The sequence below is a fragment of the Xenorhabdus sp. PR6a genome (assembly GCF_028599065.1).
Taxonomy (GTDB): Bacteria; Pseudomonadota; Gammaproteobacteria; order Enterobacterales; family Enterobacteriaceae; genus Xenorhabdus; species Xenorhabdus doucetiae.
In genome coordinates this window covers 1-26,294 of sequence record NZ_JAQRFJ010000035.1, presented here as the reverse complement: position 1 = coordinate 26,294, position 26,294 = coordinate 1, and the positions used below count along the sequence as shown (strand labels likewise).

Sequence of the window (26,294 nt, the reverse complement as noted above, 5' to 3'; positions counted from 1 at the left end):
CTGTAGCAACACGGAACCCACTATAAAACTCGTACTCGACCAGAGTTACGAGCCTCCCTGAGTACCTATTTGGTTCTGCCTGACAGTAAAGAAACACTCCATTAATTAGATCAAAGGCGTAGACTTCTTTTCCTGTCCCGAAGAGGTAATCTGCTTGGAAAAAACCATCGTTTATAATTTCTCTATATGCCTGAGCCGCCAAAGATTTGGAATATTTACTCCATAGAGAAAACTTACATTGCCGAATGATTAATGGATTCTTCATAAAGGCACCTCACTTAAAACCTTTATCGGTCGGTTTCTGATCATCCTTCGCTGATTGGCTCGGCTTACCACCATTTCCTCTCAGCCCCAACCCAGCCACGAAAGTGCGTCCTACATGATTCACAGCATCACCTAGAATCGAATCATAGCCCCGGTCGCCAATCCAGCTTATTACCCAATTTGGCAAGCGGATTGGCAGCATGAATATCCACATAATGATACCGCCCATCACGCGGGCATACACAACCAGCAACGCCAGCAGCGTGAGCAATCCGGTCACTGAGTCACCCTGCACATCGCGGAAAGCAGGAATAAACAACACATCAAATAGCGTACCGGTTGCTGTTAATACCAGCATCGCAAACACAAAACCACAAACCATCAGCAGGGGACGCAGTAATACGTCAATGATAAAAATGTAACCTGTGGTAGAACGATCTCCCGTTTTATCGGCCACATTGACGTGCGCCACCGCCCACAGTGTTGACGCAGCTATGCCGGTAAGCACCACCACGAACCACTCCACCAGAGCCATTATCCAGTTAATGACTGGTATCAGCGGAAAAAACACTCCCATCATTGATCCCAGAACCATTATTAATATGAACAGAGTTAAAATCAGCGGAGCCACTGCTTCTACAGCCGCTTTCATCGCTGATACTGTCCCTTGAGTAAAGAAATCGCCAGCTTTAGCCGCTAACCCTACCAAACTAAAACTTTCCGATGCCGCAGCGGCTCCTTTAGCAGCGACGTAAATTGCAAAGCCGGTTTCACCGACAATCATCGCCCTGTCACCAATTTCCTTCACTCGGATTATCGGATTCTGAATATCGGTTTCACCGTCTCCGCTACCTGCTTGCCAGCTAAAAACATTCTGCAAATCGAACATTTTACTCAGCAAGGAAAGCCCCCCTTCCGGCGTCTGTGATTTGGCAACATCCATTTCCGCAACGCTGCTGCCCTCTCGTGCACCGAGCGGTGCCACATATTCGGTATTTTGCAAGCGCGCCTGATAAGCCTGATATAATCCCTTGTAGTAGTCCGTGGAACCCACGTCTCCTATACCGTTCGACGGGGTTACGGTAGCCACATTGTTTGCCACGGCCGCCAGATTGCTGTTAGCTGTGGACAGAGTGCGGTAGTAGGTTCCCAGCCCCATCCAACCCTGCTCTTTGATACTTTTCGCCACAGCATCAGTCGCCTCACCGCCAGAGGGTTTAGCCCTGAGCGCCTGCCCGATAGTTTTCTGGTAGCGCTCGGCTGCTGTCTGTATATCCTGAGCAATATCAGGCAGCGTACCTTCCCCGGAACTTAACTTCGCGTTGTAGGCTTCGTAAAAGTGATCGGCTGTCTTAGCCGCATTATTAGCCAGTTCAATAGTGGCCTGTTGCTGCGCTTTGTCCACCGCCTGCAAATAAGCTGCGCTCCCCGGCAGCATGGACGCCATGAAGCCGCTTTTTAGTTCAATCGAACGGTAACTGACTTCACCACAGCTTGCCGTGCCGTTGGAGATTTTCATCGCCACCGTACCGTCTTTAGGCGTGACCATGTGCATTTCAGCGCGGCTTTCGTAGGCTTCTCCGGCTGCTTTCATCTGCGCCAGTCCGTGATTGATACCGAGCATACACAGCCGCATTTCTACCAACGATTTAGCTGTGCTCGCCACGGCAGGAATGGCGGGCTGGCTGTACAGGGCTTCGCCTTTCCCTATCTGGTCAGCGATTTTGTCGGTGATAAGATTCGCGCCGCCAATCCCCAGCGAGGCCATCCACAGGAATATCAGTTGCGAGAGCGCCCAACCTGATTTAGTCGGCACCAGCATGAATAAGCCGAACAGCGTTTTAACTATGCTGTTCCCACTGTTTGCGTTGCCCTGTAACACCGCGCCGGTCGTCGCGCCTTGTCCGATTTTGCGGAAGAAGGAATACCCCAGATAGACGCTCATTACGCACAGCAGCGTCATATTAAGAACGAAGAATACCGGACCCAGAAAACCGCCGTCCGAGGCGGACTGTAGCGGGTGATTCACCACATCCCCCAGCATCAGGGTGAGCGCCCGGCGTGAAAGGTCAGTCGTTTCTTTTGACCGTTCCCACAGCGTCTGCGGCGTCACACTGTCGGCACCAAAAACCAGTCCCGGCGCGAGTGTCAGCAACAGTAATAATGTACGTCGCACAATGAAGTTCATCATTTTTCACCTCGCTTAAAGCCACACTGACGAAAGCGCAGCGTCTTTTTCAGGCCGTTGTCGGCGCGGAATGCTGCAAACGTCGCCCCATCGGCGCGGGTACTGATGCCGTTGACCAGTTTCCAGCCTTTGAATTCGACGTGTAGAGCAAACATGCTGTTGAATAATAGAAACGGTACGCTCAGCACAACCAGAGCCAACCACTGCACTATCCACTCTCTTTCGCCAACAATCAGAGCCATTAACGTCATCAAAAGACTAGGGACGAAACAAAAGATAAAAATGGTCGCCCCCACAAGTGCAAAGCGTTTCTGTAGTAAAAGGGTTTTTCTGATTTGCGCAGGCGTTCTTATAAAGCTAATCATTTTTCACCTCGCTTAAAACCACACTGGCCGAAGCGCAGCGTTTTGTTCAGTCCGTTTTCGGCGCGGAACGCCGCAAACGTTGCCCCCTCTGCATGGGTATTGATGCGGTTAACCAGTTTCCAGCCACTGAATTCGATATGCAGAGCGGACATGAAGCAAACCAGCAAAAATGACGCAAATATCACAACCAGCGATGTTGCACGAATGATCCAGTACGGTTCGCCCGTAAACAGCGCCATGATGGTCAGTATCAACGCAAAAATGGCACCACTGCCGCATACCGTCACCCCGGCAAGCGCAAGGCGCTTCTGGCGGAGGAACGTCTCGCGTGCCTGCTCGATTTGGTGTTCGGTGGCACGAAAATCGGCAAAAGGTGTATTGCCGATTTTATCCAGTTTCTTGTTGGCCGCTTCCTTAGCCATCCGCAAGTCGTCAAGCGTTTGTTTCAGCGTCTGCGTGCGCGCGCCTAGCGTATTGCGTACCGTTTTTGTGTAGTTTTTTACCTGTGACCAGCCGGTAATAAAGGAAATGACGCCCGCGACACGGCGCTTTTTTCCCGGCTCTGCGTTTTTATTCATCGTCACTTCCTCGTTGAATTACCTGCCTACATCATAACCTATTACGCCATTTAATACCTTTATTGTTTCGCCACTGACTGATTCATTTGGCTGACGACACTTTGCATTTTTGCTGCATATTCATTTTGCGCCATAAGTGCCAGCATCTGCCCTTGCAGAATATTGTTTTTCTCTACTTGCTGCTTGAGGCCATACAGCAGCCAGCTATTCAGGTTGGTCACATTCACCTGCTCACGCAGCAGGTCATCACTGTTTTTCATCATCAAATCAGTCTGGTAGGCCGGATTCGCGTAGCGACGGGAAACTTCGAACTGCTCGAATTCACGTAAAGACATCATCCCCTTACGCTTTGCTTCTTCGCTGGCGTTCTGGTCGTAGAACGTCGCCATACTAGGCACCTTCCGCGCGTCGTCCAGCGGCTGCTTGGTGGCCGCGTTAGGTTTACTGGCTGCAATCATCTCAAGCTGCGGCTGCGCCGCCGCATCAATGTATGCCTGATATTGCTGGAACAAGCCCAGATATTGCCGCCCGGACGCACTTTTTACCTCAGCGCGACTTGGTGCCCGCCCGGCACTGCGCTGTGCGGTGTTTTTGGTGTACAGCAAAGCAGCATCAGTTTGTTCTTCGGTGAACGTGAGCGTGGGCTTCTTACCCTCTTTGCCTGCCCCATCCAGCACGGACGACAACGAGGTGTCGCCGCGCGGCATATCGGAAACGGTCTGGCAGAATTCTGTCCCGCCATACGCCTGCTTATCATTCGTATCACAGTAGGCTTTGTGGGTTGTCGCGCTCGCCGTTGCTTCAATGCCCGGATCTTTAAACGCCAGATCGTAGGCTTGTCTGACCTGCGCATTATTGCTTGATGATGCCAGCGTGCGCTTACCCCCGCCTGCGGCACGGCTGGCCGCTCCCATTCCCCCGGATACCGCCGTAGCGCATACGTCGTTGGCGACACGATACCGCGCTTTAGCTTCACGAATCCGTTCCTGCCTGCGCTGCTCAATATCGAACTGGCGTTGATTGTCGGCGGTCTGGTTAATCAGCGCTGCCGACCGGTCGCCCTGCTGTGAAATAGCGGTGCCGATATTAATCAGCGTGGTCTGAATAGCCCCCAACGTGGTATTCGCTGCCGTCAGTTGTGGCATAACCTGCATAGAGATCGGCGTGGAAGACGTGACATTACACACCACGCTATAGCCCAGCGCCGGATAAGATGCAGCGCCTGCGGTTAGCATCAGCAGAGCGAATCGGGTTTTCCTGATAGGTCGCATCAGACAGCCTCCAGTCGATGTTCTTTGATAAGTTTTGCGGCCAGTGTTTCGACCAGCGTTAAACCGGCGTCTTCCTGTTCGGCGCGGGTTTTAAAACGATTGCCGGTTTCCGCCAGCATCGCGTTCAGCGTTTTCTCTGCGCTGCCGGTCGGGAACCGTTCGGCCAGTACCGTTAACGTTTTGCCGACGCCCAGCGCCTCAATCAGCAGTTTGCGCAGCTTGCGATCACGAATGGACGAGTTAAGCGCCCACACCTGTTGTACCCCCATGACATTTTTCAGGATGTGGCAGATGTCACCGCGCTTGGTGCGGAAAATGGCAAGGAAGTAGCGCCCTCCGTCACTGGTTTCCTGCGTCGAGAGCCAGTCGAAGCGGTCGAGAATATCGTCAGAAATGTTGATGCCAATGCTACGGAGATACTCGCGGTCGCTCGGCGCAAGGCGCATCATCAGCAAAGTATTGACCGACTTGGTGACGGACTCTGGCATGTGGGAAACGTACTGCGAAGAAAACATGGTGCGCACGCCGAGCTTACGATCTTCAAGGTCAGCGGTATTAAGCGCACTCTGGATAAATTTCACATCCTGAAAGTTGTGCGATTCGTCATAGAAGATGTGTTTGATTTCTTCCGACAACGCCGAAATACGCTCTTTATGGTAGGCGTGATACAGCGGGTCGAGTCCATCAAGGAATGAATCTGCACAGTACGGCAGGTAGTAATTCCGCGCAGCAAGGTGTCGTGCAAACAGATACATGATACCGGTCTGGAGTTGTCCTTCACCGGACGATTTTTCGCCCGTGACTTTCATCATGTCAATGACGATGATCCGCGTTTCGGCGTTCAGGTCATAACGGGTGTAGTCAGAGAATACCGGGTATTTGGCAGCGGCGGTTTTGAAGTTACGGGCGATATAGTTAAGCACATTTTCACTGCTGCCCGGAATATTGACCTTGTTGTAATCCTTTTTAAGTTCAGCAGAGCTTGTGATTAGTGCCTGAAAATCATCCAGTCGGGGCATCGCATAGCGGTGTGCCAGTGCAGCCGCACGGGTATTACCTGCCGCAAACAGCGCGTCGGTAATATCGAACCAAGAGGCTGTTTTAAGCCATTCCTGACCGACATAGCGCGTAATTTCTTCTTTGTGCTTTTCAATCAGAGCATTAAAAGATTCATCATCCCAGCCGTAGCTTTTTTCAGAGTCCAATTCCCTGTCTGGACTCAATTCGCCCAGCATCACCAGATAACGGGTCAGTTCACGCAGGCTGATCGCTTTTAAATGCTGCGCCCCCTTAATCATCAGTATACCGGCTGACGCCACCGCTTCCCGCACCTCGTCATTGATGGCCGGTTCGTAACGGTTGGCCTTGTTGGTAGCTTTCTCGATATACATAAAGTCAATGAGTTGCAGCACCACAGCAGAAATGGTGCCTGCACTCGGCGGTTCACCGGTCGTCGGGTCGATACAAAACGCGCACAGCATATCTTTGATAAAACCGCGCTCAAGCACGGTAGGAAAACGGCTCCCAAGCTGGGTTTCGAGGAAATTCACACGGAACCGGTCGCTATTTTCCAGAATGATGTGCGACACCAAATGTTGTTTTTCCGGGGGCAGTGACAACTTAATCAAGTCCACATTGCCCTCAGCGCTCAGTCCCTTGTCAATCCATGTACAAAATGGCAGGTCTTTATTCGATGAAAAGATAGCGGAGAAATTCAGTCGGTTAGCGAGCATACTTTTCCCGCTGCCCGGCGTCCCGGTTATCATGTCTGTCCATTTCAGTTGAAGACTGCTGGCGATGCGGTAGGGATAGAGCTTGTCGTCTTCGGTAAGGAAAAAGGTCAGACCATCGTTTTGCCACAGGCTGGCCGGGCGCTCAAGCGGCAGCATTTCCGCCACCTCACTGAACGGCGCAAGCGCCAGTTCACCGTTGGTTCGTATCGACAGCCCCGGTACGCTGCCGACGAGCGGCATTACCGGGTCGCCGTAGCTGGCTGACACTTCGGTAACGCCCCAGCCGCCAACAGCTTTAGCTATCAGCGCGGCGTTGCGTTTCACCTCTGTCTCGCTGTTCCCCCACGTTGTAACGTTGATTGAAAACAGCACGGATTTATCGGTTTCGTCCTTGTTGTTTACATAATCCATATCGCGGGCAATTTTACTCACCGCAGGAATAGCGCGGAGTATCGACAAGGCAACTCGTTTTGATGCAATTTTGAATTTCCCACCACTGATAATATCGTATTTAATTCGGTAGGGTATTTTAATATCAATGGCTTTAAATAACTCCTGAAACTTCTTTTTATATAACGGCATTTCGTCAATGAACATGCTGATATAATACTTCCCGTCACATTCCACGATTTCATGCTTTCGGTCGATGATTTTATGTATTTCACCAGATAAAAACTGAGCACTCAGGCGTGATGGAAGAATATTGTCAACCTCATTGACGCTGTTCCGTTCATACAACCATCCCTTGTCATAGACCGTTCGCGGCTCCCATTTTTTCGGGGTACTGGTTCGCCACAGCATCGTTTTCATGATATTCCCGGCTTTCTTCACATCCAGAATATCGACAATCAGACCGTTCTCACGCCCCTTAAACGCTTCCAGCATTTTTCTCAGGGCGGCATAATGTGCCAGTTGCAATCCTTCCAGCGTCAGTTGTAAGGGGTTTTGCCCCCGGTCTACGCGCTCCATGCCGGACATTGCGGTATTGTTTTTTTCTGTTTCCTCTTTGATTTCGGCACTGTCCAGCAGGCAGGCGGCGGAATACAGCACGATATAGGCTTTTTCACAGGCGTAGTGCATGACAAATTTACCCGCCTCGTTCTCCAGCATATCGTCAAGGTGAATATTGAGGCGGCGCATGGCATTGACATGCGGCTTATAAAGTTCGTGCAGTTCAGCAGCGTTGCGCCCTCTGTCACGCTCGAAAATGTAGCTGATTTTCTGCCCCGGATCGGACACCAGATTGGTCAATAACAGCGTGAGGTTTTCGATATATTCAACAAAGCCTTTTTCACTGAATGCAGACTTGATGCCCGACACTTCGATAATGGACAGGTAATCGCTGTTCTCCGTCACCATAATGTACGGGTGGGTGATCTCCGGGTGTTTCTCCCGGTCTTCGTCAGTGAGTCCAACGACTGTCACCAGATCGGAATACCCCAGCAGGTTGCCACCCGTCACTGATTTTGATAATTTCACCAGCAGATTTTCAATCATGCTCGTCATTTTTTCACTCTCCGTGAATAAATTTCCGCCCACTGCGAGGCATCGGGAAAATTGTCTTTTTCAGCGATAATTTCCTGCTGAATATCCTTTTCACTGTCCAACAGGATCAGGCGTCCGTGTCGTGCCAGCACGTCACGCAAATCATCACTGCGATTGCTACCGTAAGTGTCTGCTATCAGTTCTGCCGATTCGGACAACTTCCTGAGCACCAGTTTTGCTTTGTTCTGTTGCACTTCATCCGGGCTGCTAAGTGCATGGATCATCGCCCGCTTTAACAAAGCAAAACTGGCGCGGGGATGCCGTTTTACGCCGTAATAGCCGACTGTGCTGTCGGTGGCGAGTTCGTCGGTTTGTTGCTCAAAGCACAGAAGACAGTAAACCCGCTCAGGCTGATCATCTTCCTGAAAGCGATACAGTTTGTCGGTGACAATCCGGCAGGTATGACAACATTTGTTTTTTTCCATATTCCCCCCTGTCCCCTGTCCGTCTGGGGTAGCACGGACAGGGTTGCGGATGTATCAGATTTCGGTCTGAATATTCGCGGTGTCACCAGTACGTTTGATGATGACGGCCAGAGCAATCAGCGCTACGCCAACGCAGATGTAAATCACGCCGGAACCCACGCCGCGACCGTGATTCTGCTGCTGCTTTTTCGGATCATTAACGTTTTTGATGATGATAAGTCCCATCCCCGCCGCAACAACGCCCAGCGTGCCGAAAATGAGCATCGCGGGCTTTCTTGCCGCCTGCATCCCCTGTCCAATTTCATTGATGGTGTCGAACCAGCCCGCTGCGTGCGCACCCGGCAGGTGCCCCAGCATAAGCATCATGGCCGCCAGACAACGGTATTTCGCGTTGTCCGCCCAGATTTTCATTTTGTATAATGTATTCATCATCATATTGCCTTTTCCTTGTTTACCAGATTAAACCCAACGTTTGCTGTCCACCTTCCAGCACCTCCGGCAGGAAGGCCATCAGCACACCACAAATCACGCTGACAATGCCACTGCCACGCATTTCCACACTCGATATTTTGGTATGGCCATCCAGATTCGAGTTGGCAATTTTCGCCAACCCGCTGTAGACGAAGTAAACCCCAAGAACCCGCACCAGCGCGATGATATTGTTGATAGTCTTCGCGCCCATACCCCAGACACCTTCCGATGCCACCTGCGTGACGCCGTAGGTCATTGAGCCATAACCAAGCGTAGCCCCGCTGATATTGAGAAAATTCGGCAGCGCAATGATGAACACGCAAAAGACTATTGCCACGACCGAACTGGTAAAGTTCGGGCTGCGTCCATGCTTGGCCTGATTCTTGACCTGTAACAGCACTTCGCCGACCTTTACCACACCGACCAGCCCTGCGATAGCGAAGATGAAATACATCATCGGCTTCATGCCATCAGCAAGGGCGGCGAGAACCTTCTCTAAATCCATAATCTCACCGTATCAGGCCATTGGTGGTAACAACGACGCGGTTGTGCAAATCAATTTGCACAACCTTCGTCCCTCCCAGAGAATCCCCCACCTGCAAGGCGTAAACCTTACCCCCGTAGCGAACCCAGACCAGATCGGGCTGAATATCGTTGATTTTCATATTAGAAATCAGCGTGCTGTTCAAATACCCACGACGCTGTTCCGGGGCAACAGGTGCCGTTGTTCCGGCAACGGAAGACAATGCAAGCCGCTGTTCTAGCTGGCTGATCTGCCCCTGCTGCTGAGCGACCATATTTCCAACCTGCTGAACCTGCTGGGTGAGCGTTTCAATCTGATTGCGTTGCTGGAGCAGCACGCTGGAAAGCTGATTAACTGCGTCCGATGAAATCGCAGCAGAAGATGCAGGAGGGGGAGCGCTGCGTGAGCCGGAGGCGAAACCGCCCGCGTTTTTAGGCTGTTGAGGCGCATCATCACTCAGCAGATAGAAAAGAAACGCGGCCACCACAATACCGAGCACGCCATAGGTGGCAAGACGACCTTTATCGGCCAGCAGGCCACTCATGCCCGTTTTATTGTTTTTGATTACCCCTGCTGACGGCTGCGGCTTACTTTCCTGCGTGGGCTTGTGACTTTCCGCTGCCTGCCGGGAGGGTGCATCGGCTTCGCCATTTGTATTCACAACTACAGAGTCGGTGATACCTTCATCTTCACCGCCTGATAAGATTTTGCTCGCCATGTATTTTCCTCGCTTAACGGGTGACTTTATCGGCATCGGTGACGGCTTTAATAAACTGAATACCTATCACTTTTCCTTTGTTGACTGTGACCTGTTTCACCGGCAGTTTGCTGGCATCTTCCGCCATCACTTTGCCCGCCTGTTCCGCAATACCGCCCGCAATAGTGCCGGTAATCGCTTTCCCGCTGGGGTCGCCAGTGGTGCGGTATTCATTGCCTCCGGGGGTCAGGATCATCTGCGAATTCGCGTCCCGGTACAGTTGGCCGGTCTGCCCTATCCCGCTGGCAATAGCCGGTAACAGGATGCGCGTAAACCAGCGGTTATTCACTTCGCTGGCAATAGCAAATTCCCGCGTTTCCGCATTCACGGCGTAGGCTTCCACGTTATAGGTTTCTCCGTTCCACTCCATTGACGTAAACTTAACTTCCACACCGTCGCCCTGTAAGGACATGTCAGCGGAAAACAGCCTTGCGCCCTGATATTTACCCGAAGCGATATGCGCCAGCAGCTTCATGCTGCGGCTGTCTGAATTAGTGGCCGAGTCCACCACAGCGGGAAAAGCGGACAATGCTTTGATGAGGGTTACAGCCGGGGTTGTCGCGTTTTTGTCTGCTTTGTTCTGGCCGCTGGCATCGTCGGATTTAAAAATACTGGCTACCCACTGATTTTGTTTGTTCCCGTCCTTTTCAGTGGACGAAAACAGGGCGGTGCCGGTTTTTATTTCTTGAGCGGGTGTTCTGGCGTCTTCTATTTTTTCCAGCAGCTTAGCCAGCCGGTCATTTCGCCGTTTTTCCTGTTCGGACTCACCGGTATTGGCTTGTGCATTATTGTTGGTTTTCGCGGGTTCTTTTTCCCCCTCCCAACTAAAATGCTGGCCTGTATTTCCCGGCTGTGGCACTTTCTCGTTATTCACGCCCATGCCGACAAAACTGGTGCCGTTATTCAGCGCCCGGTCGCCCTGCTGTTGGTTGTAGAGTTCAGTCAGTTTGCGGTAGTCAGGGTCGAGGACATCCGTGGGCTTCTCACCCGATACGTTCCGCGCCGTCACCGCCGAGCTATCAGTGGACAGGGATTCGCTGCGAGAGGTCATGAAATAGACTGCAACCAGTACAGCAGCCAATACACCGCCCCCGATCAGCCCCAGCTTTTTGATGTCGCCACTTTTTTCACTTGCCATGATGCTGCCCCTGTCAGTTGAGGTTGACGTATACGCTGCGGGATTTACCCATTTCTGAAAGAGTCAGTTCTGGCGTAACGGGCAACACATAAACGTGCGTGCCGTCAATGGCCGAAAGCGTCCGCGTGAATTCGTCGCGCAATTCCAGATCGGTTCTTAACACCAGTTCGTCGCCCATCATCCATGCCCGCATGGCAGGAGGAGCGTTTCGGAGCTTGACCACCGTAGCTTCTTCTGGCGGCACGCCGTCCAGAAACGCCTGCAAATCCTTGTCGTACAGCCCAATCTTATCGCTGGCGACGGCGCGGCGCACCGGCGTGTCCGGGCTGCGTTTCGGGATGCGCAAGTCAAGCCGGTAATCGACCTGCACCGTACTGCGGGTATCGGCGGGACTTTGTGAGGTCACATTGATGATAATTGGCGTCGGGAGTCCTTTAAGGAACACCGTCACATTGCCCGCCACGTAATCAACTATCGGCTGGATATACACCACCGGCGCACCGTCCACATAGCGGACGTTCATCTGCTTATCGTTGGAATTCGCTGGCTCTGCCGCCAGCGCCCACGGCGCACCAGTAATATCTGAAAAGGTGACAGTCGTCGTCACATTAGGAAAAACACGCACCTGCGGAATGGCGGCACCGGCTGACAGACTGACCGTCTGGCTGCTGATGCGCGGCACCGGCGTGACCAGCGGGCTGCGGGTCGCCCTGCTCAGACCATCAACTTTTTTCTTGAGCGTTTGTACCTGTCCGGGGGTTACTGGCTCCGCCAGTTCAGCCAGCGGCGGCGGTAACGGCTCCATTTCTTCCGGTTTCATGCTGACGGTCGGGGGGGGTGTGGGTGTCGGTGCGGGGGGTAACGCCGTGGTCGGCGCGGGTCGGTTTTCGGGAGTGTCATTTGGAGCAACAGCGTCAGAGGGCGGCGTCTGCTGTGGTGTCGATTGCTGCATACTGACAGCGCTTTTCACCCCTTTCAGCGAGTCCGGTTGTTCGGCACTGGCCGTCGAAATACCCAGACCGCTCAGAAGCGCCAGTACCAGTACGTTTTTTCTGTTACGCATTTTTACGCCTCCGCAGGTTTGAGCACAACAGCCGCGATTGCGATGCCGTTAGGGTTGCTGTCCGTACTGACGCGGATAACCTGCACAAACAGGTCATAGCGTTCTTCCTTGTAGGTGTCAAAATGACCAACGCGCTGCATATTCACCGGATATTTAAATTGCCACGCATAGGTTTTCTGGTCGTTCAGTAACCCTTCCGTGACCAGAGAACCCGGCGATATTGACGTTCTGATGTTAAGCTTACCTTTTACGATGTTTTCTTTCTGGCCGCTGCTCTCCAGCGCCCGGTAAAAACTGTCATATCCGGTTGTGGTGAAATATTGTTTCTGGGATGAAATCGTTTGTTCATAATGGACAAAATCAAGTTGCAGTGCCCGGTTCATGACAGCCGAAGCAAATTCCATCACATCGGTGTCGGTATAACCCGGTACATTGGAGGGAACCACCGGCAATACGAAGCCGTTTTTGGTGGCAAAATATTTGTTAGGTGTGTTAATTATATAGGCAAACATCGTTGTATTCAGTACAAGAGATACGCACAATGCAGCGCCCAGACAAAGATTGGCTTTCAGTCCGTAGCGAGAAAGAACATCCCGGATATTACGGCTATTTGCTTCCAGCAGGGCACTGGTAAGAGGGTTGTCTTTTTTGTTCATAACTCATTCCCGTTTCTGGAGTAAACAATGGCAGAGTTCAGCACGTCAGATTTCCTTTCTGTTTTGCGTCACAAGGGAAAATTAAAAAGTTACATAAGTGAGCAAAGCATAGCAGATCTAGAGTATATTTTACGCAAATTCACTGAGGTTGTCGATGATTTAATCAAAGAAAAGACTGATGCGCAAAACGCAAAATCAGAAATATTAAATGAAGCTAAGTCAATCCTGAGTAACAGCACACTATCAAAAACAGACCTTGAAGATTTGTTCACAGAACTGACCAAAAAAAGCGGGCTGGCGCTTGCCCGAAAGGACACAACACAGCGCCGCCGCAAATCGCGGCTGCCGGTTAAATATCGTCATGATGAAATCAAACCCAACGGTAAGCAAGTTACGTACTCATGGACGGGGACGGGAAGACGGCCAGTGTTCTTCATGGATATGAGCGACGAAGAACTGGAACAATACCGGGTCAAAGACGAGGAATGACAAAAAAACCCGCCAGTTACGGCGGGTTTTATTAATGTGTATTATTACACATCATTAATCCATTTTTACAGATGGAACGGGAATGCGGAGTTTTCCTTTGTGCTGCCAGCATTCGAGTTAACACCGTCTGCTCCGGCATTGATTTGGACGTTCTTACCCGACGAGTCGGGCAGATACTGTTGCACATTTTGAGGCAGATCCTTGCGGGAAAGCTCCCCCCAAGGATCAATCTGCGTGGAGATTTTACTGCTGATTTTTTCCGTGATTTTTTGACGTGCCGCCTGACAGACTTCCTGTTTAATGCGGTCGAGCACATCGCCAATCCCCGGAAATGAAGGAAGTGTAATACTGGTAGACAGTGAACCGAGGCATTTACCAATCGCATCACTGGAGACGAAACTGTCTTCCGCCTCCTTGTTGATTTGCTCAATTTCTGCATTCAGAGCCGCTTCTGCGGCCTTCTGTGCGGCTGTTCCGGCAGCACAATTCTGATCGGCTAAAACACTAAATGCAGGTAAGAGCAAAACACCTGCAACCAGACTACATTTTAGGACTTGGCATCGGTTGTGCCGTGGCGTTTTGTTCATGTCTTTTTACCTGCTCTGGTTGGTTGGGAAGCGGCTTATGCGCTTTCGGTGCATTTTTGAATAGTTCAGCAAAACCCGGCATCGCCTTAATGTCTTTATTGGCAATCGTAAGTGGCTGCAACTGTTCACTGCGCTGGAGTTTGTATACCAGCGTTTCGCCATCCGGTGAAACATGACCATACCCCAGCATTTTTAGCCCATTCTCTTGTACGCTGGACAGCGTAAAATAACTTTTTGTCTGCCCGTCTTTTTCCTGTGTGACCTGCCGCGCTATCACATGGTCGTAAGTGTTAGTCTGTGGATCGCGGATCACGCCTTGCATGTACCCATCACGCGACGCGACAAATAGCGCATCACAGGCCGCGCTGGGGTTCTGACTGTCCTGCACAAACACCACCTCCCCCGATAACCTGTTCTGGTCGCTGAATACCGCAATAGCGGGTTTTTCTACAGACTCAGGGACGGGCTTGCCATTGGCAAAAAACCACAGGGTTTCGCCTGCCGGGTTGTGTGGGGAAAACCGCGCTGTCGGTTCCCGTTCCAGCACCATCGCCTGCACAACATCACGCAACTGCCTGTACGTCAACGCATCATAGGCGGTAAAGGTGTCCGGGCGGGCGGCAGTCGGATTTTCCGTGGTAGGCTTGGGATATTCCGCCGCCACCTTCCATTCATTGCGCTGCGTGATAATTTTTTCATACCGCACAATTTTACCGTTTTCATCCCGAACCGGGGCGTTTACCTCAACATCCTTATTACCAACGAATGCCGCTGTGATGATGTCGCCCCGTTTCACCCCGGCGTCCTTGAGCGCCCGCTGAAAGTCCACCCCCCAATGCTCTTTTTCGCCGTGCTCATTACGCAACTTGATGAAATATGACATCTTTTCATCATCCTTGTGCTCATATTTCGCCCGGCCAAAGTCAAGCAGTTCACCACGCAGTACCGGCTTGCGTTCTTCGGCGCTGATCGCTTCTGCTGCGGGTTCTACGCCGTTTTGCGCAACCGGTGCATCCGGGGCTACAGGCTGTGCCGTTTGCGGCGAAGCATCATGGTCGTTAGCAGAAAGAGGCTCTGCGGATGGGGAGTGAGCCTGTTCCTGCGCCAGATGCGCTTGCTGAACTGCGCTAAGGGCTTCCCGTTGCGCCGGGTCATTCAGTGACACCTTGAGGTTATACTCGGCTATCAGACCGTAAACTCGCTGTTTAAAGTCCTCTGAACCAGTCACAGTGAAGCAACCGCCGTAGTTGACGGCGGCGGTTTGCAGCGCAACCAGCACCATTTCTTTTGACATGGCAGCGTCTTCGCTTGCCATATAGATGCCGCTGCGGTGATCTTCAAAGGCAGGCACCCCGGCCAGCAGATACCGTACTGCATTACCGTGCCGCTCATGGGTTAGCTGGGTCATGAGTGCGGCGAGATCAAGCCGTTCTTCTGGCGCTACGTCGCTGTATTCGGAGGAAGGGAAGGAAAAACCATTTTTCTCCGCCTGCGGGATCGAGACTGCATTATCCTCTGATACCGGGCGCGGCTGCACAGGTGCAGATTGTTCCGGGGCTGGGGCATTCTGGATGGCGGAAATCAGAGAAGACAGCTTTTCAGGATCATTCTCAGGCACGGTCGAATCGAAAATCGTTTCGCTGACGGTGAACACCCTCATGCTGTCGGCCAGTCCGCTGCGATATACGGTGTCCACGTTGTCAGGCATCTGCGCCACTACCGTGTCAAAATGTGCCCGGCTGACAGTGCGGCCAATTCCGTTCATCGCCCGTTCCGTCTCCGCCCGCACCAGCGTGTTGTTCCACGCCACCTCAGCGCTCTCCGCTTTGATATACACCTGTGTGGTGTACCCGTTTTCTTTGAGCAATTGCAAGGTGCTGATCGGTGTCTGTGCGGTTCTGAATGTCCCCTCAACAGCCAGATTCAGCCGCTTCTCTGCCCCCAGCGCAATCACCCTTTCAGCCACAGCACCGGAAAACGCCGCCGTATGAGTCGGGTAGTTCTCACCGTATTTATCGATAATTTCATTAAACTGTGGATGGAAACGGCGAAATTCATCTGCGTTGACGACAAGCACATTACCATTATGCTCCTCACGAAACACATTAAGCAGCGTCGATTTTCCCGCCCCCGGCAATCCCCCCAGCACAGTTGCCTCCGGCGCATCGCTGGCAGAAAGTCCAGCCCCTTTCTGCTCAACGAAATGCCGGGCGATATTATCCACGACACTATCGGAAAAACTGAATTCATCCATTCTGCGGTTCCTCGTGTTTAATTTTCTGCGCTGACCGGCAACGTCTCCGCGCGTATAGCGTCACAGATATTTATCACACGCCCGGCATCAATAAATTCAGCCACAGTGTCATACAGGTAATTCCGAAGCGTTGTCAGATTAGCAATCTGACGGTCAAGCGTTGCCTTTCGCTCCGGGTAAGTATTCGGGTCTGTACGTTCACGCGACCAGTACAAATCAGCGTCCAGTTGTGCCACATACTCAATCAGCACGTCTTTCACCATCAGGTGCGTACCGTGGTTTGTTTCTGGTGCGTTAACCAGATCGTCGATCTGCTGCGCGAATACGTCTGTGCTCATTTTTCACCTCGCAATGCTAGTTTCGTCTGTACCACCACGGCCTGCCGGTAAGATGGTCGCCTTTCAGTTTTGCACGCCACGATCTGAGCAACAGGCTCGGAGGCTTGTTCTTCCAGCCCAGATAGCCCAGCAACGCCAGCGCACAGACAATCCCGACGAACGTCACCCATGACATATGTACAAACCAGATTAAAATCAGTGCATACCAGCCGACATGAATTTTCCCTATGCGTATCGGCTTACCGGCATTTCTCCAGCGGTTAGTCTCCATAGTGGCCTTTCTCCAGTTTGTTGAAGTTCGAAATGGTGATCACTTCGATAACGTCCTCTCTGAACACTTTCCCTTCCTGATACAACTGGTAGGCTTTTTGCACCAGTGTGGTGCCCTGTGTTTTGAGTCTGTTATCCACAAATGCCCCCCACTGCTGGTACGGAAGTTCAGACAATTCGGCTTTGAGTTCTTCATCAAAAATCATGAATTCCCGTACCGCAATGCGTCTGCCGTCCGTACTACGCAACAGGCGTTGCACAATGGACACTCTGATAGTCTGGAGCAGGGTATGCGCGGCACTTTCCCGACTTTCCGTTGAAAACATTTCGATGAAACGAGGGAACACTTGCCCGCAAGTATCGTTGTGCATCGTGGTATACACCGCATGGCCTGATAGCGCTGCGGCTGATGCCCCTTGTGCGACTTTAATATTCAGCGTTTCCCCGACGCCGATCACTTTCGGCGAACGTCGCAGTGCTGATTCCGAAATACCAATATCAAAGGAGGCTACATCCGTGCCAACCTCGGATTGTGCTGGTTCCGGCGCAATCCATAATTCATCATCAACGCCGAGAAGGTATTCGACCGGCCATTCAAAGGTAATGATTTTACGGTTGGGATAGTGCCGCCCCAGATACTGGAAAATAGCGGCCATCATCATGCTTTTACCGGAGCCGGTTTCGCCGCCGATAAACACGATGCCTGAACCGGGAAAAAGCGCTTCAAATAATTCGCGCTCAAACCCCATCGTTTCAAGCGGGATAATTTTGTTGTTCAGCACACGTAACGTCACAGAAAACTGACCGGCGCGACCGGCGACCGTTGCCTGCGTGAAGTTGACGCGAAAACGTGCCTTACTGCCTTTTCGCAGTCCTAATGTAGCCTTTTCATCGCCCACCAGTTCCCACGCCAGATTGACGATTTCACCCTGATTAAGCGACGAGCGCACCGTCGCTCCGAATATCCCGTTAACGATTTCTTCCAGTCGGGATTGCTCGACGCGAAATTTCGTTGCGGGCAACTGGTGACCGTGCCGCTCCACCCAGATACGGGCATTACCCTGTATGGTAATATCGGAAACCTCATTCTGGGCGCAGTGCACAAAAAAGCGTTTCATCGACCGCGCATCCGGGTAGCCGCCAAAGTCGAAAATGAAATCGTCTGCCTGTTCCATCGCCATCACCGTATTGTTGGCTTCCAGTTCTCTTTCTTAATATCGAGTCGCGCAGGCTGCTCGATACGTTTAACTTCATCGCCTAGGGTCATAGTGCGGCTGTCTCCCGTCACAGTAAGCGCCTTACGCGAGATTATCGGTTGCTTGATCATGCCGCTCTGCAACAGAGTCGAATAACGCAACATGCCGTTATAATCACGGGTAAGACGGTTAAAATTGGCTTCCAGTATCTGATCGGCTTTTTCACGTCCCTTACTCCAGCCAATTTTGATGCTGCGTTCCCAGATAGCCTTTTCTTTGCTGTTTTTAGGCAGCGTTTCAGCTTCCGGCATGTCGATTGGCGTGGCATACAGACCGGTTTTCAGATAGGTCTTCCACGTTGGGGGATTACTGACAAATCGGGCTGGTGAAAGAATTTCGTATACGCGGTTGCCGGTGCGAATTTGATTATCTGTGATATGCGCAACGTCTTTGGCCTCGACCACAACCGGGGGAACATAGCTGCCTTTCGCAACCAGTGGTTCAAAACGGTACATGTAATCAAGGTTAGTTTTCTGTTTATCCAGTGCGGCCATCAGTTCGGCGGCGCGTTCTGCTTTTCCGCCCCTGAACCCCAACGTTTCGGCTATTTCGGACAGCATGTTATTAGCGAGTTCATCGCCTGCCCTGCTGTCGGGTTTCAGGTAGTAGTTCATCGGCTTAGGAGGGGCAATGTTTTCGTCAGTTTTTAGCTGTTCTGCACTCAGTGCCGATACACAAGGAAGTGAACACATCAATAACGTAAATATCGAAATCGGTTTCATCAATACCCCCGTAACAGCCGTTTATCTTTTTTCGGGGAAGCATAATTAAGGATCAGTTTACCGTTACGTTCCTCAATCGTGCCGCGATAGTCAATCTGCTGCTGGATAAGTCCAATCACACTGTAGTAAGGAGCGTTGCCAACATTGATGTTCAGCGGTAAAGGCAATGCAAGCCCGCGCGATTCAAAGGTGAGGTGTCGTTGTTTTGCAAGCTGACGGAGTAACTCTTTTGCATCGCCCTGCCAGTCGATTCGCAGGTTTTGGCTGTCCGTGTAAATCACAGTGGGAACATTAAACGTGGTACGGTTAATTGCCCCTGCCTGATAGAGTTCATCCTGCGCCAGTTTGATTTTGATTGCCTGCTGTCGTATTTGCTCGTTGACCAGTTGTGTTGCGTCAACTTCCTGCTGTTTTGAAGTGGTCGAACAACCCGTTATGGTGCCAGTAATGAGCAGAATACCGGCAAAACGCATTTTCCTTTTCATACACCCACCTGTTTTTAAGGAGTGAAATCATTATTACTTTTCTTATTCTGCATTTTTACACGTTCCTGTTCATCGCGCAACTTTTGAGCGTCGCGCAGTTTTTGCGCATTTTTATGAGCCTGTTGATTTACGTCTTCAATATTCTTAATTTTGATAGAGTTATAAGCCGGATATGAACGTATATAGTCGTTCAATACAGTCACACCTTTTTGCTTAAACTCATTGCTACCGTACACTCCAGCCTCGCTGGGTTCACCACTCAGCACCAACGTGGTTGCGGCTTTCTGGTGATGCTCGTTATCCCGACTGTTAACCCCAACAAAAACTGACCGACCACGGTCAACAACCGCAACATTTTGGGTCGTCTTATCCCGATAAATAACCGTTCCATCCCTCAGCAGTGACGGAGTAAAACTTTTGGTTTGGGTAACCGGAACATCATCACGATTGGAAGCAATGAAGTCCTTGATATTGTCGGCTCCAACCCGCTCCTGAATAGCTTGTTGATACTTCTTATTGCGCGTTTCTCGGTACGCCCATGACCTGAGTTGAGATAACGCCGCTTTATCTCCAGAAAGTGCCTGTTGAGCTACCCAATCTTTGTAATTAAGGCGCGGGTGAGACTGTTTAAAGGATGCCTGAGCCTCACGTTCTGTCGCTTTGATATAAGCAATGGCTTTTCGCTTATCGAATTCCGCCGCATTAAATAAAATGCGACGTATCTGTGGATCGCGTTCGCTATCCCGGATAGAGGCTTTGACCATTTGAAGATGCGCGTTAACCTGCCGGTACTGTTGGCTGAGCAGTAAACGGTCTGGCCGATATACAGGCAGAGACATCGTGTAGGCTTTGTATCGACCTTTTAGATCCATCCGGGCAAGAGCGCGTTCATTGCGCTGTGTGTCACGAATATTAATGTCTCGAAGACTCAGAGAAGCACTATACCCCATACCAATTTCAGGGACAGAATACGGCTCGACTTCCCCCGGTTGAAACGTGCCAATTCTTGCGATCAGTGCATCGTGCCGGAAACGGTATTCAGGAAATATTTTTCGCCAGCAAACAGAAACACGCTCGTCGCCGGTTCCATGTGAGATCAGCAAACCGCCCGCATGTGGACTCTCTGATACCGACAACCCGGCTCGTGCAAACAACGCATGAATATCACGCCAGTTTGCTGTCCTGAATTGCATTTCGTTTTTAAGCTCGTCGGCAACAGTACGGCTTTCATGCTGAGTCTGTAGCAGATAATGATAAAGCGAAGGACGACCGGATTTGTTCTCCATCAGAGCGACTTTATGCGCAGCATCCGAGGAAAGACCATTCTTGTGATGATTTTTTTGTCTCGTCACATAGCCATTATCGCTAATCGAATACAGACCATTATCATGATTAAATCCGTGCTTTATTTCGAGTAACCTACTTGCTTTGTGCAGTGTATCGATGGAGTAGGAAAGATGGTTAGCGCGGAACGTGACGGGGTGTACCCGGTTTACTGCAACATGCACATGCAGGTTGTCAGTGTCACGATGAATAGCGGCGACGAACTGGTGCTCCTGCAACCCCATTGACTGTAACGTAAACCGCACGCTATCGAATACCTGAGCATCGCTGGGAGTCTCATTCTCCTGCCATGACAGAACGTAATGGAACACCGGATCTTTACAGGCCACGTTCACGTTACCTGTCGCTTCCATCTCACGCGCTGCTGTTTCGACGGACAAACAATTGTGCAGAATACTGATACCGTTAATGTCCACGCGCGTATGGTCGAATTCGTCAACATAGGCCGGGCTAATCGTATCTTCATGCCGTTTAAGATACTCGGTTAACGCTTCAAATCCTTCGGATGCAGTCGCCTGTTCAATAGGCTTATCCCATTGAACAGGCGACTTCTGGGCGATGTAAGAAACCAGACCACTAAACCCAGTTCCCTTTTTAGGCCGGGGAATAATTTTGGGGATCACGCTAAGGGTTCCTCATCATTACCATCATCACGGGCAAGGCGTAACGCTGCGGCTCTGATTGCAGATAACACTTCTGAATATTCCTTGTCACCAGTGCGCTTACCTTCAACAAACAAATGCTTTTGCATTGCCCCTAACTTGTTGAGCATTGCCAGCATCTGGGTATCGCTTTTATTGACCATGCGACGGCCAAGCCCTGCCCTGATCAGATACTGACTCAAAGACAAACCCGCATTTTTGGCTTTCTCTTGTAGAGCTTCTTTTGTTGAAGCATCTGTTCGAATCTGAATGTTACTGTTGAGCTTACGACTGCTGCTCTTACTCACAATATCTCTCCTTTATCGGGGTGTCGGGGCGCAGCCCTGACTTCATCGCATTGTCATTATCGCCGTGGCGGTAATGACAATGCACATCCTGTCCTGCCTTTGATCTTGATTTAGTCTAGCACAGGTGCGTTTTACTTCAACATTTGCTAATCTTTAGCAAACTGAAATTTTTCACGTAAAGGAGACTGATATGGCTAAGCGTAAACCAAAGTTTTACACCGAATCAGACGTTGAAAGCCTTACGAACATCATGCAGGAACTACCTGACCTGACGCCCACACGGTTGCTTAAAAATGATGTACTGGCAAAAGTAAGCAAAGTCATTCTTTCACTCAGTAAAGACAAGGGCTATTCCGTAAATGAGATCCATGAAGTTATTACGTCCAGCGGATTTACAGACGTGACTTTAGCGGACATAAAATCTATTACCGAACGAAAACGAACAGTGAGTAACAAATCAAGTTCTGACGCTAAGGAAAAAACATCGGTCAAACCGGAAAATACCTCACAACCCGGTAATACTGAAACCTGATAGCTGTAGGGTTCTTTCGTCTTCGACCATCAGCCCTCAGTATCGCAGTGATGATCGGAGAACAAAAACCCGTCTGGCAGGAAGGTGGGGGTAGCGGGTTTATGCAAGCTCGCCTTTTGTATCGGCGGATAAAACCGGAGATATATTTAGCATTCGCGTGCCGCCTCCCATGCCCTTTCAGGGCATCAAAAACGGAAAGTACTATGAAGAAAATTTTTGGTCTGTTGGCAGGTATCGTACTTACTTTACCGCTTGTTAGCGTTGCCAGTAGCGATATTGATATAGGGTTTTCACCGGAAGGTTCAGCATTAACACTTGTACTTAAAACCATCGACGATTCTCAACGCAGCTTGCGATTGATAGGCTATGTTTTCACTTCGCCGGATGTGGTTAAAAGTCTGATTGATGCCAAAAAGCGCGGTGTTGATGTCCGGGTAATTGTTGACGAGAAAGCAAACCGCAACAACACCAGTCAGGCCGCGCTCAATCTTTTAGTGAATGCAGGTATTCCAACCCGCATCATTAGCGCATACAAAATCACTCATGATAAAATAATCGTGGCCGACGAACGGACAACCGAAACCGGAAGTTTTAACTACACGCGTGCAGCAGATAGATCCAATTCTGAAAATGTGATTGTCATTCGTAACAATCCTGAAGTGGCGAAAACTTATCTTTCACACTGGCAATCACGCTGGGAAAAGGGACAGGACTGGACATCGACTTACTGAACATGACGGATAGCACAACACTAACCCAAAAGACGGGACATCTGGCATGGTGTGCCCTGATTGCCCTGCAATTGGCAAAGAGCGACGGACAGGCTCAATCAGAATCGCAGGAAAATCTTTTTCTGATTCGCTGGCTTTCCACGGCATTAAAACAGCACCGCTTCCCGCGTGAAGTTGCGCCGGATATTGGCTGGCTTTTAAAGCAGGGAAGAACGCTGGGAACGCGGGCAAAAATGCGTCAAAAAATTGATTATCTCTGGCGATCATGTTCCGGTGTATTAAAGGAGCAAAGTGACTTGTTCAGGCTGACCTATGCTCTGGAGACTGCAAAAGAGCATCACTGGTTATACCACGTTCTGATAGAGAAAGAGTGGACAGGCCGCCATGCAGTTACCATGACGAACGGCATCAATTCTATTTGTATTTCCCGTACATCACTGGACGCGGCATTTGATGAAAATGGCTGGCAGATTCAGCCCCTAAAGGCAAAAATCACGGGCGAAACAAGCGCCCTGAATGCCTTGCTGGAGTCATGCGACTGGAAAGCCTTACCCTGTCCAATTGAAACCGGGTCAACGCTGTTTAATCTGACAGCGAGAACGTTCAACGTCAGCAATGCGTAGCATGAGAAAAAACGGTCTGGCAGGGCGGGGAATTGTCACGGCTAAAGCCGTAACGCTTTTTTCGTCCTCGCTTCGCTGCGGGGCTTCCGGCGCGTTGCGCCTCCCATGCCCTGACGGGCATAACAATTGAGCAGCAGTATTACGTTCATCAATATTTCGTAAAAACTCGCACGCTTTGAGGTATTTCCCGCGAAGTATTGCTCTCGAATATTCAAAAGCAGGACATGAGCCTTTATCGGGGGCTAATCCCAGAATCTGCCAGTTCACGCATTAGGGCATTTACGCCGTCCATCATCAGGTAGGCTTCATCTTCTGAGGTAGAACGTTCCGCACAATCCTGATGCGTTGTACGCTTGCAGAACTGAGCCAGCGCCCACGCTATATTCTGGTCTAACTCTAATGTTAAAGTAATTTTTTCATCTGAGTACATATAATTATTCCTCTTTATTTTAAATACCTAAAATCATCATATCAATTGCAGCAACTAGTTGATCACGTAGATGTGAAGCATTTATTATCGCATCTTCATCTTTCAGGTTTTTTACATCTGTCGTCGTTATCATAGTGGTCAGAATAACATAATCCACCTGCTCAATAGTGATAACTGGCGTTAACGCTTTTACCTGAGAATTAGAGTTAGCTTTCTGTGTTAAAGGCATTACCAATCGCGTATTGAGGTGTGCAAGCATATCTGCCTGCACATCAATAAAATACGGGTACGCCTGTTTGTTCCGGGATTTGTTTTTGTAAACTGCAAACTGTTTCACTAAATCACCCCGAAATTTTCATCATCGGAAAAAATACCAGCCTCTTCTACAAAGCTGTTTAATGCCTCGATGCCAGACCGGTTTTCTGCGATCCAGCGTTCACGTTTGCGTTCCTTGACGGCCACTTCCAACGCTTGGTTAGATATCGCGGATACGTTCAAGTCAAGCTCTTTAGCCTCTTCAAGCAATCCAGCATTTAAGTACACGTTTGTACTACGTTTTTTCTCGGCTACATTCGTTCTCATAACCACACCTCCGCACACATAGTTTATGTGCATAATCATAGCACATAAAAATTATTTTTATCACACAGAATAATGAACACCCTCTCAAAAGGGGCATCGCGCCCCTTTCATTTACGTTAGAACATTGCGTAACCTTGCAGATAATTTAACCACCAACGAAACTGGTTCCATTCCTCGCCTTTCATGGCTGGTATGCGAGTTTCCCAGCCTTTGACAAGGGAATCAGCAAGCTGTACGATCTGATGCGTTGACATTATTAATGCCTCACTGTGTTAATCTGTTAATAAGTGATCAGGTTGTTAGAGCAACCTGATCACACCTTTCACTACTTAATTATCATCCTCCTCTTCATCCTTAAAACATTTCATACATTCGATAAATTCCGCTAAATTTAAAACCTCGTCACCTTCGTTTAAAGAATTGAAGTAAATTTCATATTCTCTTTCGTATAGATCGTTATTCATCGTTTTAATCCCTTTTTTAAAGGGTGGGGTTTCCCCCACTCTTTTATTTATTCGATGATTTCAAAATCAACATTGGAAGGATTCACAACGCATTTTTCTGCGATGCTATGGATCAAGTTTTCTAACTCAGCGTGGCTTTTCACGGTAAAAGTCTGCTGAATCCCGTAGGTATTCATAAACGCTTTGCCGTTTTTGATTTCTGCTTTGGTAAAAGAGAATTTAAATTTGGCTGGATAAGAGAGATTTAGGATAGATTTCATTTTTAGCTCCCGCCCTGTATGGGCTGTTGGTGATTGGGGCATTTCCCCTTTCGATACAAATACCATACCTCATATTGAGGTATAATCAACTCTTTTTTAATGTAAATCAGTTAATTACCTGATAGGGATCACGTTTTTTATGCCCGTCAGGGCATGGGAGGCGCAACGCGCCGGAAGCCCCGCAGCGAAGCGAGGACGAAAAAAGCGTTACGGCTTTAGCCGTGACAATTCCCCGCCCTGAAAAGCCAAAAAACGGACGGCACGACTACGCCAGTGCTGATTTGCGCCGCAGAATGCCGCAGTTAGCGCGAGCGGAGCGAGTTTACGCCGTCAGCTTGCTGGCGGGGCGCTGTACTGCGCGTGTGAGCGTCAGCGAGCTACGGGCGCAACGCCTCGCGCCTGCACAAAATATAATCAAAGTGTTCGTCAGCAAACAGCAATAATAGATTATATTCAGCACCAGAGATGGGGCTGTAGGATTTTAAAGTTTCTGCCGTTTCTTTTTTTTGCCAGCTTGACAAGCCAATCCCTGCCAATTTAGCCATTTCTTTTTGCGTTAATCCTGCTTTTAAACGAAGTCGTTTTACTTCTTCCGGTGAAATTATCATCTTGCCTATCTCCATACCTAACTGGTAGCAGTGTTTTTTAAATCATTAATCATATCAATAATCACATCTTTATCAATTAAAGCTAATCCCTCCTTTAAAAAATCAATAGAATCCAATTCACTTTCACGGAAATAGATTTCTGCAATTTTGGCTTTCGTTGCCTTTACCTTCCCCTCAGTTTTAGACTTTGACCTGACTTTAATATATTTAATCATGTGATATACACCTTCATTTTTCGATTCCATATAATAGGTATAATTACCTTTATTTTTCCTCATATCTTTGTTATCGCCCCCGCTAATTTAATGAGTTGTTCCACATTTAGCCCCTGTACAAACAAACCGTACCCGTTGTAATGGTCAGTAATTTTTCCGCTGAGGCCATTCCCCACTT

General features: G+C 49.8%; 32 protein-coding genes. 5 read left to right on the top strand and 27 right to left on the bottom strand.

Features of this window, described 5'->3' with window-relative positions:
• Positions 1-274: 274 nt before the first annotated feature.
• The 12 genes from PSI15_RS10935 to PSI15_RS10880 all read right to left on the bottom strand — a co-directional run bounded on the left by PSI15_RS10935 (position 275) and on the right by PSI15_RS10880 (position 12,977).
• Entirely contained in the window at positions 275-2,455 is a 2,181-nt protein-coding gene (locus tag PSI15_RS10935; protein WP_273583560.1) for a DotA/TraY family protein, read from the bottom strand.
• Positions 2,452-2,703, bottom strand: a complete 252-nt coding sequence (locus PSI15_RS10930) for a hypothetical protein (protein ID WP_273583559.1) — start codon at positions 2,701-2,703, stop codon at positions 2,452-2,454. Before PSI15_RS10930 ends, PSI15_RS10935 begins: the two co-directional genes overlap by 4 nt.
• Before the next feature lie 110 nt (positions 2,704-2,813).
• Entirely contained in the window at positions 2,814-3,395 is a 582-nt protein-coding gene (locus PSI15_RS10925; protein ID WP_273583558.1) for a hypothetical protein, read from the bottom strand.
• A gap of 59 nt (positions 3,396-3,454) precedes the next feature.
• Complete coding sequence (gene traW / locus PSI15_RS10920; protein ID WP_273583557.1) at positions 3,455-4,666, bottom strand: conjugal transfer protein TraW; 1,212 nt, start codon at positions 4,664-4,666, stop codon at positions 3,455-3,457.
• Positions 4,666-7,905 (bottom strand): conjugal transfer protein, encoded by a 3,240-nt coding sequence (locus PSI15_RS10915; RefSeq protein WP_273583556.1) that lies wholly within the window; start codon positions 7,903-7,905, stop codon positions 4,666-4,668. Before PSI15_RS10915 ends, traW begins: the two co-directional genes overlap by 1 nt.
• Positions 7,902-8,369 (bottom strand): hypothetical protein, encoded by a 468-nt coding sequence (locus tag PSI15_RS10910; protein ID WP_273583555.1) that lies wholly within the window; start codon positions 8,367-8,369, stop codon positions 7,902-7,904. The genes PSI15_RS10915 and PSI15_RS10910 overlap by 4 nt, the downstream gene beginning before the upstream one ends.
• Positions 8,370-8,423: 54 nt before the next feature.
• Positions 8,424-8,804, bottom strand: a complete 381-nt coding sequence (locus PSI15_RS10905; RefSeq protein ID WP_130975918.1) for a DUF6750 family protein — start codon at positions 8,802-8,804, stop codon at positions 8,424-8,426.
• Between the two features lie 16 nt (positions 8,805-8,820).
• Entirely contained in the window at positions 8,821-9,345 is a 525-nt protein-coding gene (gene traQ / locus PSI15_RS10900) for a conjugal transfer protein TraQ (RefSeq protein ID WP_130975917.1), read from the bottom strand.
• A 4-nt stretch (positions 9,346-9,349) separates the two neighbouring features.
• Positions 9,350-10,081, bottom strand: a complete 732-nt coding sequence (locus PSI15_RS10895) for a hypothetical protein (RefSeq protein ID WP_273583554.1) — start codon at positions 10,079-10,081, stop codon at positions 9,350-9,352.
• A gap of 13 nt (positions 10,082-10,094) precedes the next feature.
• Positions 10,095-11,258, bottom strand: coding sequence for a conjugal transfer protein TraO (gene traO / locus PSI15_RS10890; protein WP_273583553.1), 1,164 nt, complete (start codon positions 11,256-11,258; stop codon positions 10,095-10,097).
• Between the two features lie 13 nt (positions 11,259-11,271).
• Positions 11,272-12,063, bottom strand: a complete 792-nt coding sequence (locus PSI15_RS10885) for a DotH/IcmK family type IV secretion protein (RefSeq protein WP_273583575.1) — start codon at positions 12,061-12,063, stop codon at positions 11,272-11,274.
• 260 nt (positions 12,064-12,323) lie between these two features.
• Positions 12,324-12,977, bottom strand: coding sequence for a DotI/IcmL family type IV secretion protein (locus tag PSI15_RS10880; RefSeq protein WP_273583552.1), 654 nt, complete (start codon positions 12,975-12,977; stop codon positions 12,324-12,326).
• 27 nt (positions 12,978-13,004) lie between these two features.
• Between PSI15_RS10880 and PSI15_RS10875 the strand changes: the two genes are divergently transcribed.
• A complete protein-coding gene (locus PSI15_RS10875; protein WP_273583551.1) occupies positions 13,005-13,466 on the top strand; it encodes an H-NS family histone-like protein in 462 nt (153 codons plus the stop codon).
• Between the two features lie 65 nt (positions 13,467-13,531).
• Here the strand turns inward: PSI15_RS10875 and PSI15_RS10870 are convergent, their stop codons facing one another.
• From PSI15_RS10870 to mobA, 9 genes are read right to left on the bottom strand one after another with little or no spacing between them, the layout of a single operon-like run.
• Complete coding sequence (locus PSI15_RS10870) at positions 13,532-14,053, bottom strand: hypothetical protein (RefSeq protein WP_273583550.1); 522 nt, start codon at positions 14,051-14,053, stop codon at positions 13,532-13,534.
• Complete coding sequence (locus PSI15_RS10865; protein WP_273583549.1) at positions 14,007-16,307, bottom strand: zeta toxin family protein; 2,301 nt, start codon at positions 16,305-16,307, stop codon at positions 14,007-14,009. The genes PSI15_RS10870 and PSI15_RS10865 overlap by 47 nt, the downstream gene beginning before the upstream one ends.
• Positions 16,308-16,324: 17 nt before the next feature.
• The gene (locus tag PSI15_RS10860) at positions 16,325-16,645 is read right to left on the bottom strand and encodes a hypothetical protein (RefSeq protein WP_273583548.1); all 321 of its coding nucleotides are present in this window, start codon (positions 16,643-16,645) and stop codon (positions 16,325-16,327) included.
• Between the two features lie 16 nt (positions 16,646-16,661).
• A complete protein-coding gene (gene icmT / locus PSI15_RS10855) occupies positions 16,662-16,916 on the bottom strand; it encodes an IcmT/TraK family protein (protein WP_130975950.1) in 255 nt (84 codons plus the stop codon).
• Positions 16,906-18,090, bottom strand: a complete 1,185-nt coding sequence (traJ, locus tag PSI15_RS10850; RefSeq protein WP_273583547.1) for a plasmid transfer ATPase TraJ — start codon at positions 18,088-18,090, stop codon at positions 16,906-16,908. The genes icmT and traJ overlap by 11 nt, the downstream gene beginning before the upstream one ends.
• A gap of 5 nt (positions 18,091-18,095) precedes the next feature.
• Positions 18,096-18,893 carry a type IV secretory system conjugative DNA transfer family protein gene (locus tag PSI15_RS10845; protein ID WP_207268761.1) on the bottom strand — a complete coding sequence of 266 codons (798 nt, stop codon included), beginning with the start codon at positions 18,891-18,893 and terminating at the stop codon, positions 18,096-18,098.
• On the bottom strand, positions 18,893-19,378 hold the full coding sequence (locus tag PSI15_RS10840; RefSeq protein WP_201884876.1) for a DotD/TraH family lipoprotein: 486 nt from the start codon (positions 19,376-19,378) through the stop codon (positions 18,893-18,895). The genes PSI15_RS10845 and PSI15_RS10840 overlap by 1 nt, the downstream gene beginning before the upstream one ends.
• Positions 19,379-19,392: 14 nt before the next feature.
• Positions 19,393-21,345, bottom strand: a complete 1,953-nt coding sequence (gene traI / locus PSI15_RS10835) for a TraI/MobA(P) family conjugative relaxase (RefSeq protein WP_273583546.1) — start codon at positions 21,343-21,345, stop codon at positions 19,393-19,395.
• The gene (gene mobA, locus PSI15_RS10830) at positions 21,342-21,671 is read right to left on the bottom strand and encodes a plasmid mobilization protein MobA (protein ID WP_273583545.1); all 330 of its coding nucleotides are present in this window, start codon (positions 21,669-21,671) and stop codon (positions 21,342-21,344) included. The genes traI and mobA overlap by 4 nt, the downstream gene beginning before the upstream one ends.
• Positions 21,672-21,861: 190 nt before the next feature.
• Between mobA and PSI15_RS10825 the strand changes: the two genes are divergently transcribed.
• The 3 genes from PSI15_RS10825 to PSI15_RS10815 all read left to right on the top strand — a co-directional run bounded on the left by PSI15_RS10825 (position 21,862) and on the right by PSI15_RS10815 (position 23,557).
• Complete coding sequence (locus PSI15_RS10825; RefSeq protein ID WP_197860288.1) at positions 21,862-22,203, top strand: hypothetical protein; 342 nt, start codon at positions 21,862-21,864, stop codon at positions 22,201-22,203.
• Between the two features lie 203 nt (positions 22,204-22,406).
• Complete coding sequence (locus PSI15_RS10820) at positions 22,407-22,934, top strand: phospholipase D family nuclease (RefSeq protein ID WP_273583544.1); 528 nt, start codon at positions 22,407-22,409, stop codon at positions 22,932-22,934.
• Between the two features lie 2 nt (positions 22,935-22,936).
• Entirely contained in the window at positions 22,937-23,557 is a 621-nt protein-coding gene (locus PSI15_RS10815) for a DUF2913 family protein (protein ID WP_273583543.1), read from the top strand.
• A gap of 232 nt (positions 23,558-23,789) precedes the next feature.
• Here PSI15_RS10815 and PSI15_RS10810 read toward each other — a convergent pair whose 3' ends face one another.
• From PSI15_RS10810 to PSI15_RS10790, 5 genes are all read right to left on the bottom strand, one after another.
• A complete protein-coding gene (locus PSI15_RS10810) occupies positions 23,790-23,987 on the bottom strand; it encodes a DUF7706 family protein (protein WP_273583542.1) in 198 nt (65 codons plus the stop codon).
• Between the two features lie 19 nt (positions 23,988-24,006).
• The gene (locus PSI15_RS10805) at positions 24,007-24,324 is read right to left on the bottom strand and encodes a CcdB family protein (protein ID WP_233480435.1); all 318 of its coding nucleotides are present in this window, start codon (positions 24,322-24,324) and stop codon (positions 24,007-24,009) included.
• Positions 24,324-24,569, bottom strand: coding sequence for a type II toxin-antitoxin system CcdA family antitoxin (locus PSI15_RS10800; protein ID WP_273583541.1), 246 nt, complete (start codon positions 24,567-24,569; stop codon positions 24,324-24,326). The genes PSI15_RS10805 and PSI15_RS10800 overlap by 1 nt, the downstream gene beginning before the upstream one ends.
• A 116-nt stretch (positions 24,570-24,685) precedes the next feature.
• Positions 24,686-24,823: a hypothetical protein gene (locus PSI15_RS10795; RefSeq protein WP_273583540.1), complete on the bottom strand. Its 138-nt coding sequence runs from the start codon at positions 24,821-24,823 to the stop codon at positions 24,686-24,688.
• A gap of 257 nt (positions 24,824-25,080) precedes the next feature.
• Entirely contained in the window at positions 25,081-25,293 is a 213-nt protein-coding gene (locus PSI15_RS10790; RefSeq protein WP_273583539.1) for a hypothetical protein, read from the bottom strand.
• Positions 25,294-25,514: 221 nt separating this feature from the next.
• Between PSI15_RS10790 and PSI15_RS10785 the strand changes: the two genes are divergently transcribed.
• Positions 25,515-25,736, top strand: coding sequence for a hypothetical protein (locus tag PSI15_RS10785; protein WP_273583576.1), 222 nt, complete (start codon positions 25,515-25,517; stop codon positions 25,734-25,736).
• A 182-nt stretch (positions 25,737-25,918) separates the two neighbouring features.
• Here PSI15_RS10785 and PSI15_RS10775 read toward each other — a convergent pair whose 3' ends face one another.
• Positions 25,919-26,116, bottom strand: coding sequence for a hypothetical protein (locus PSI15_RS10775; RefSeq protein WP_273583537.1), 198 nt, complete (start codon positions 26,114-26,116; stop codon positions 25,919-25,921).
• Positions 26,117-26,294 lie beyond the last annotated feature (178 nt).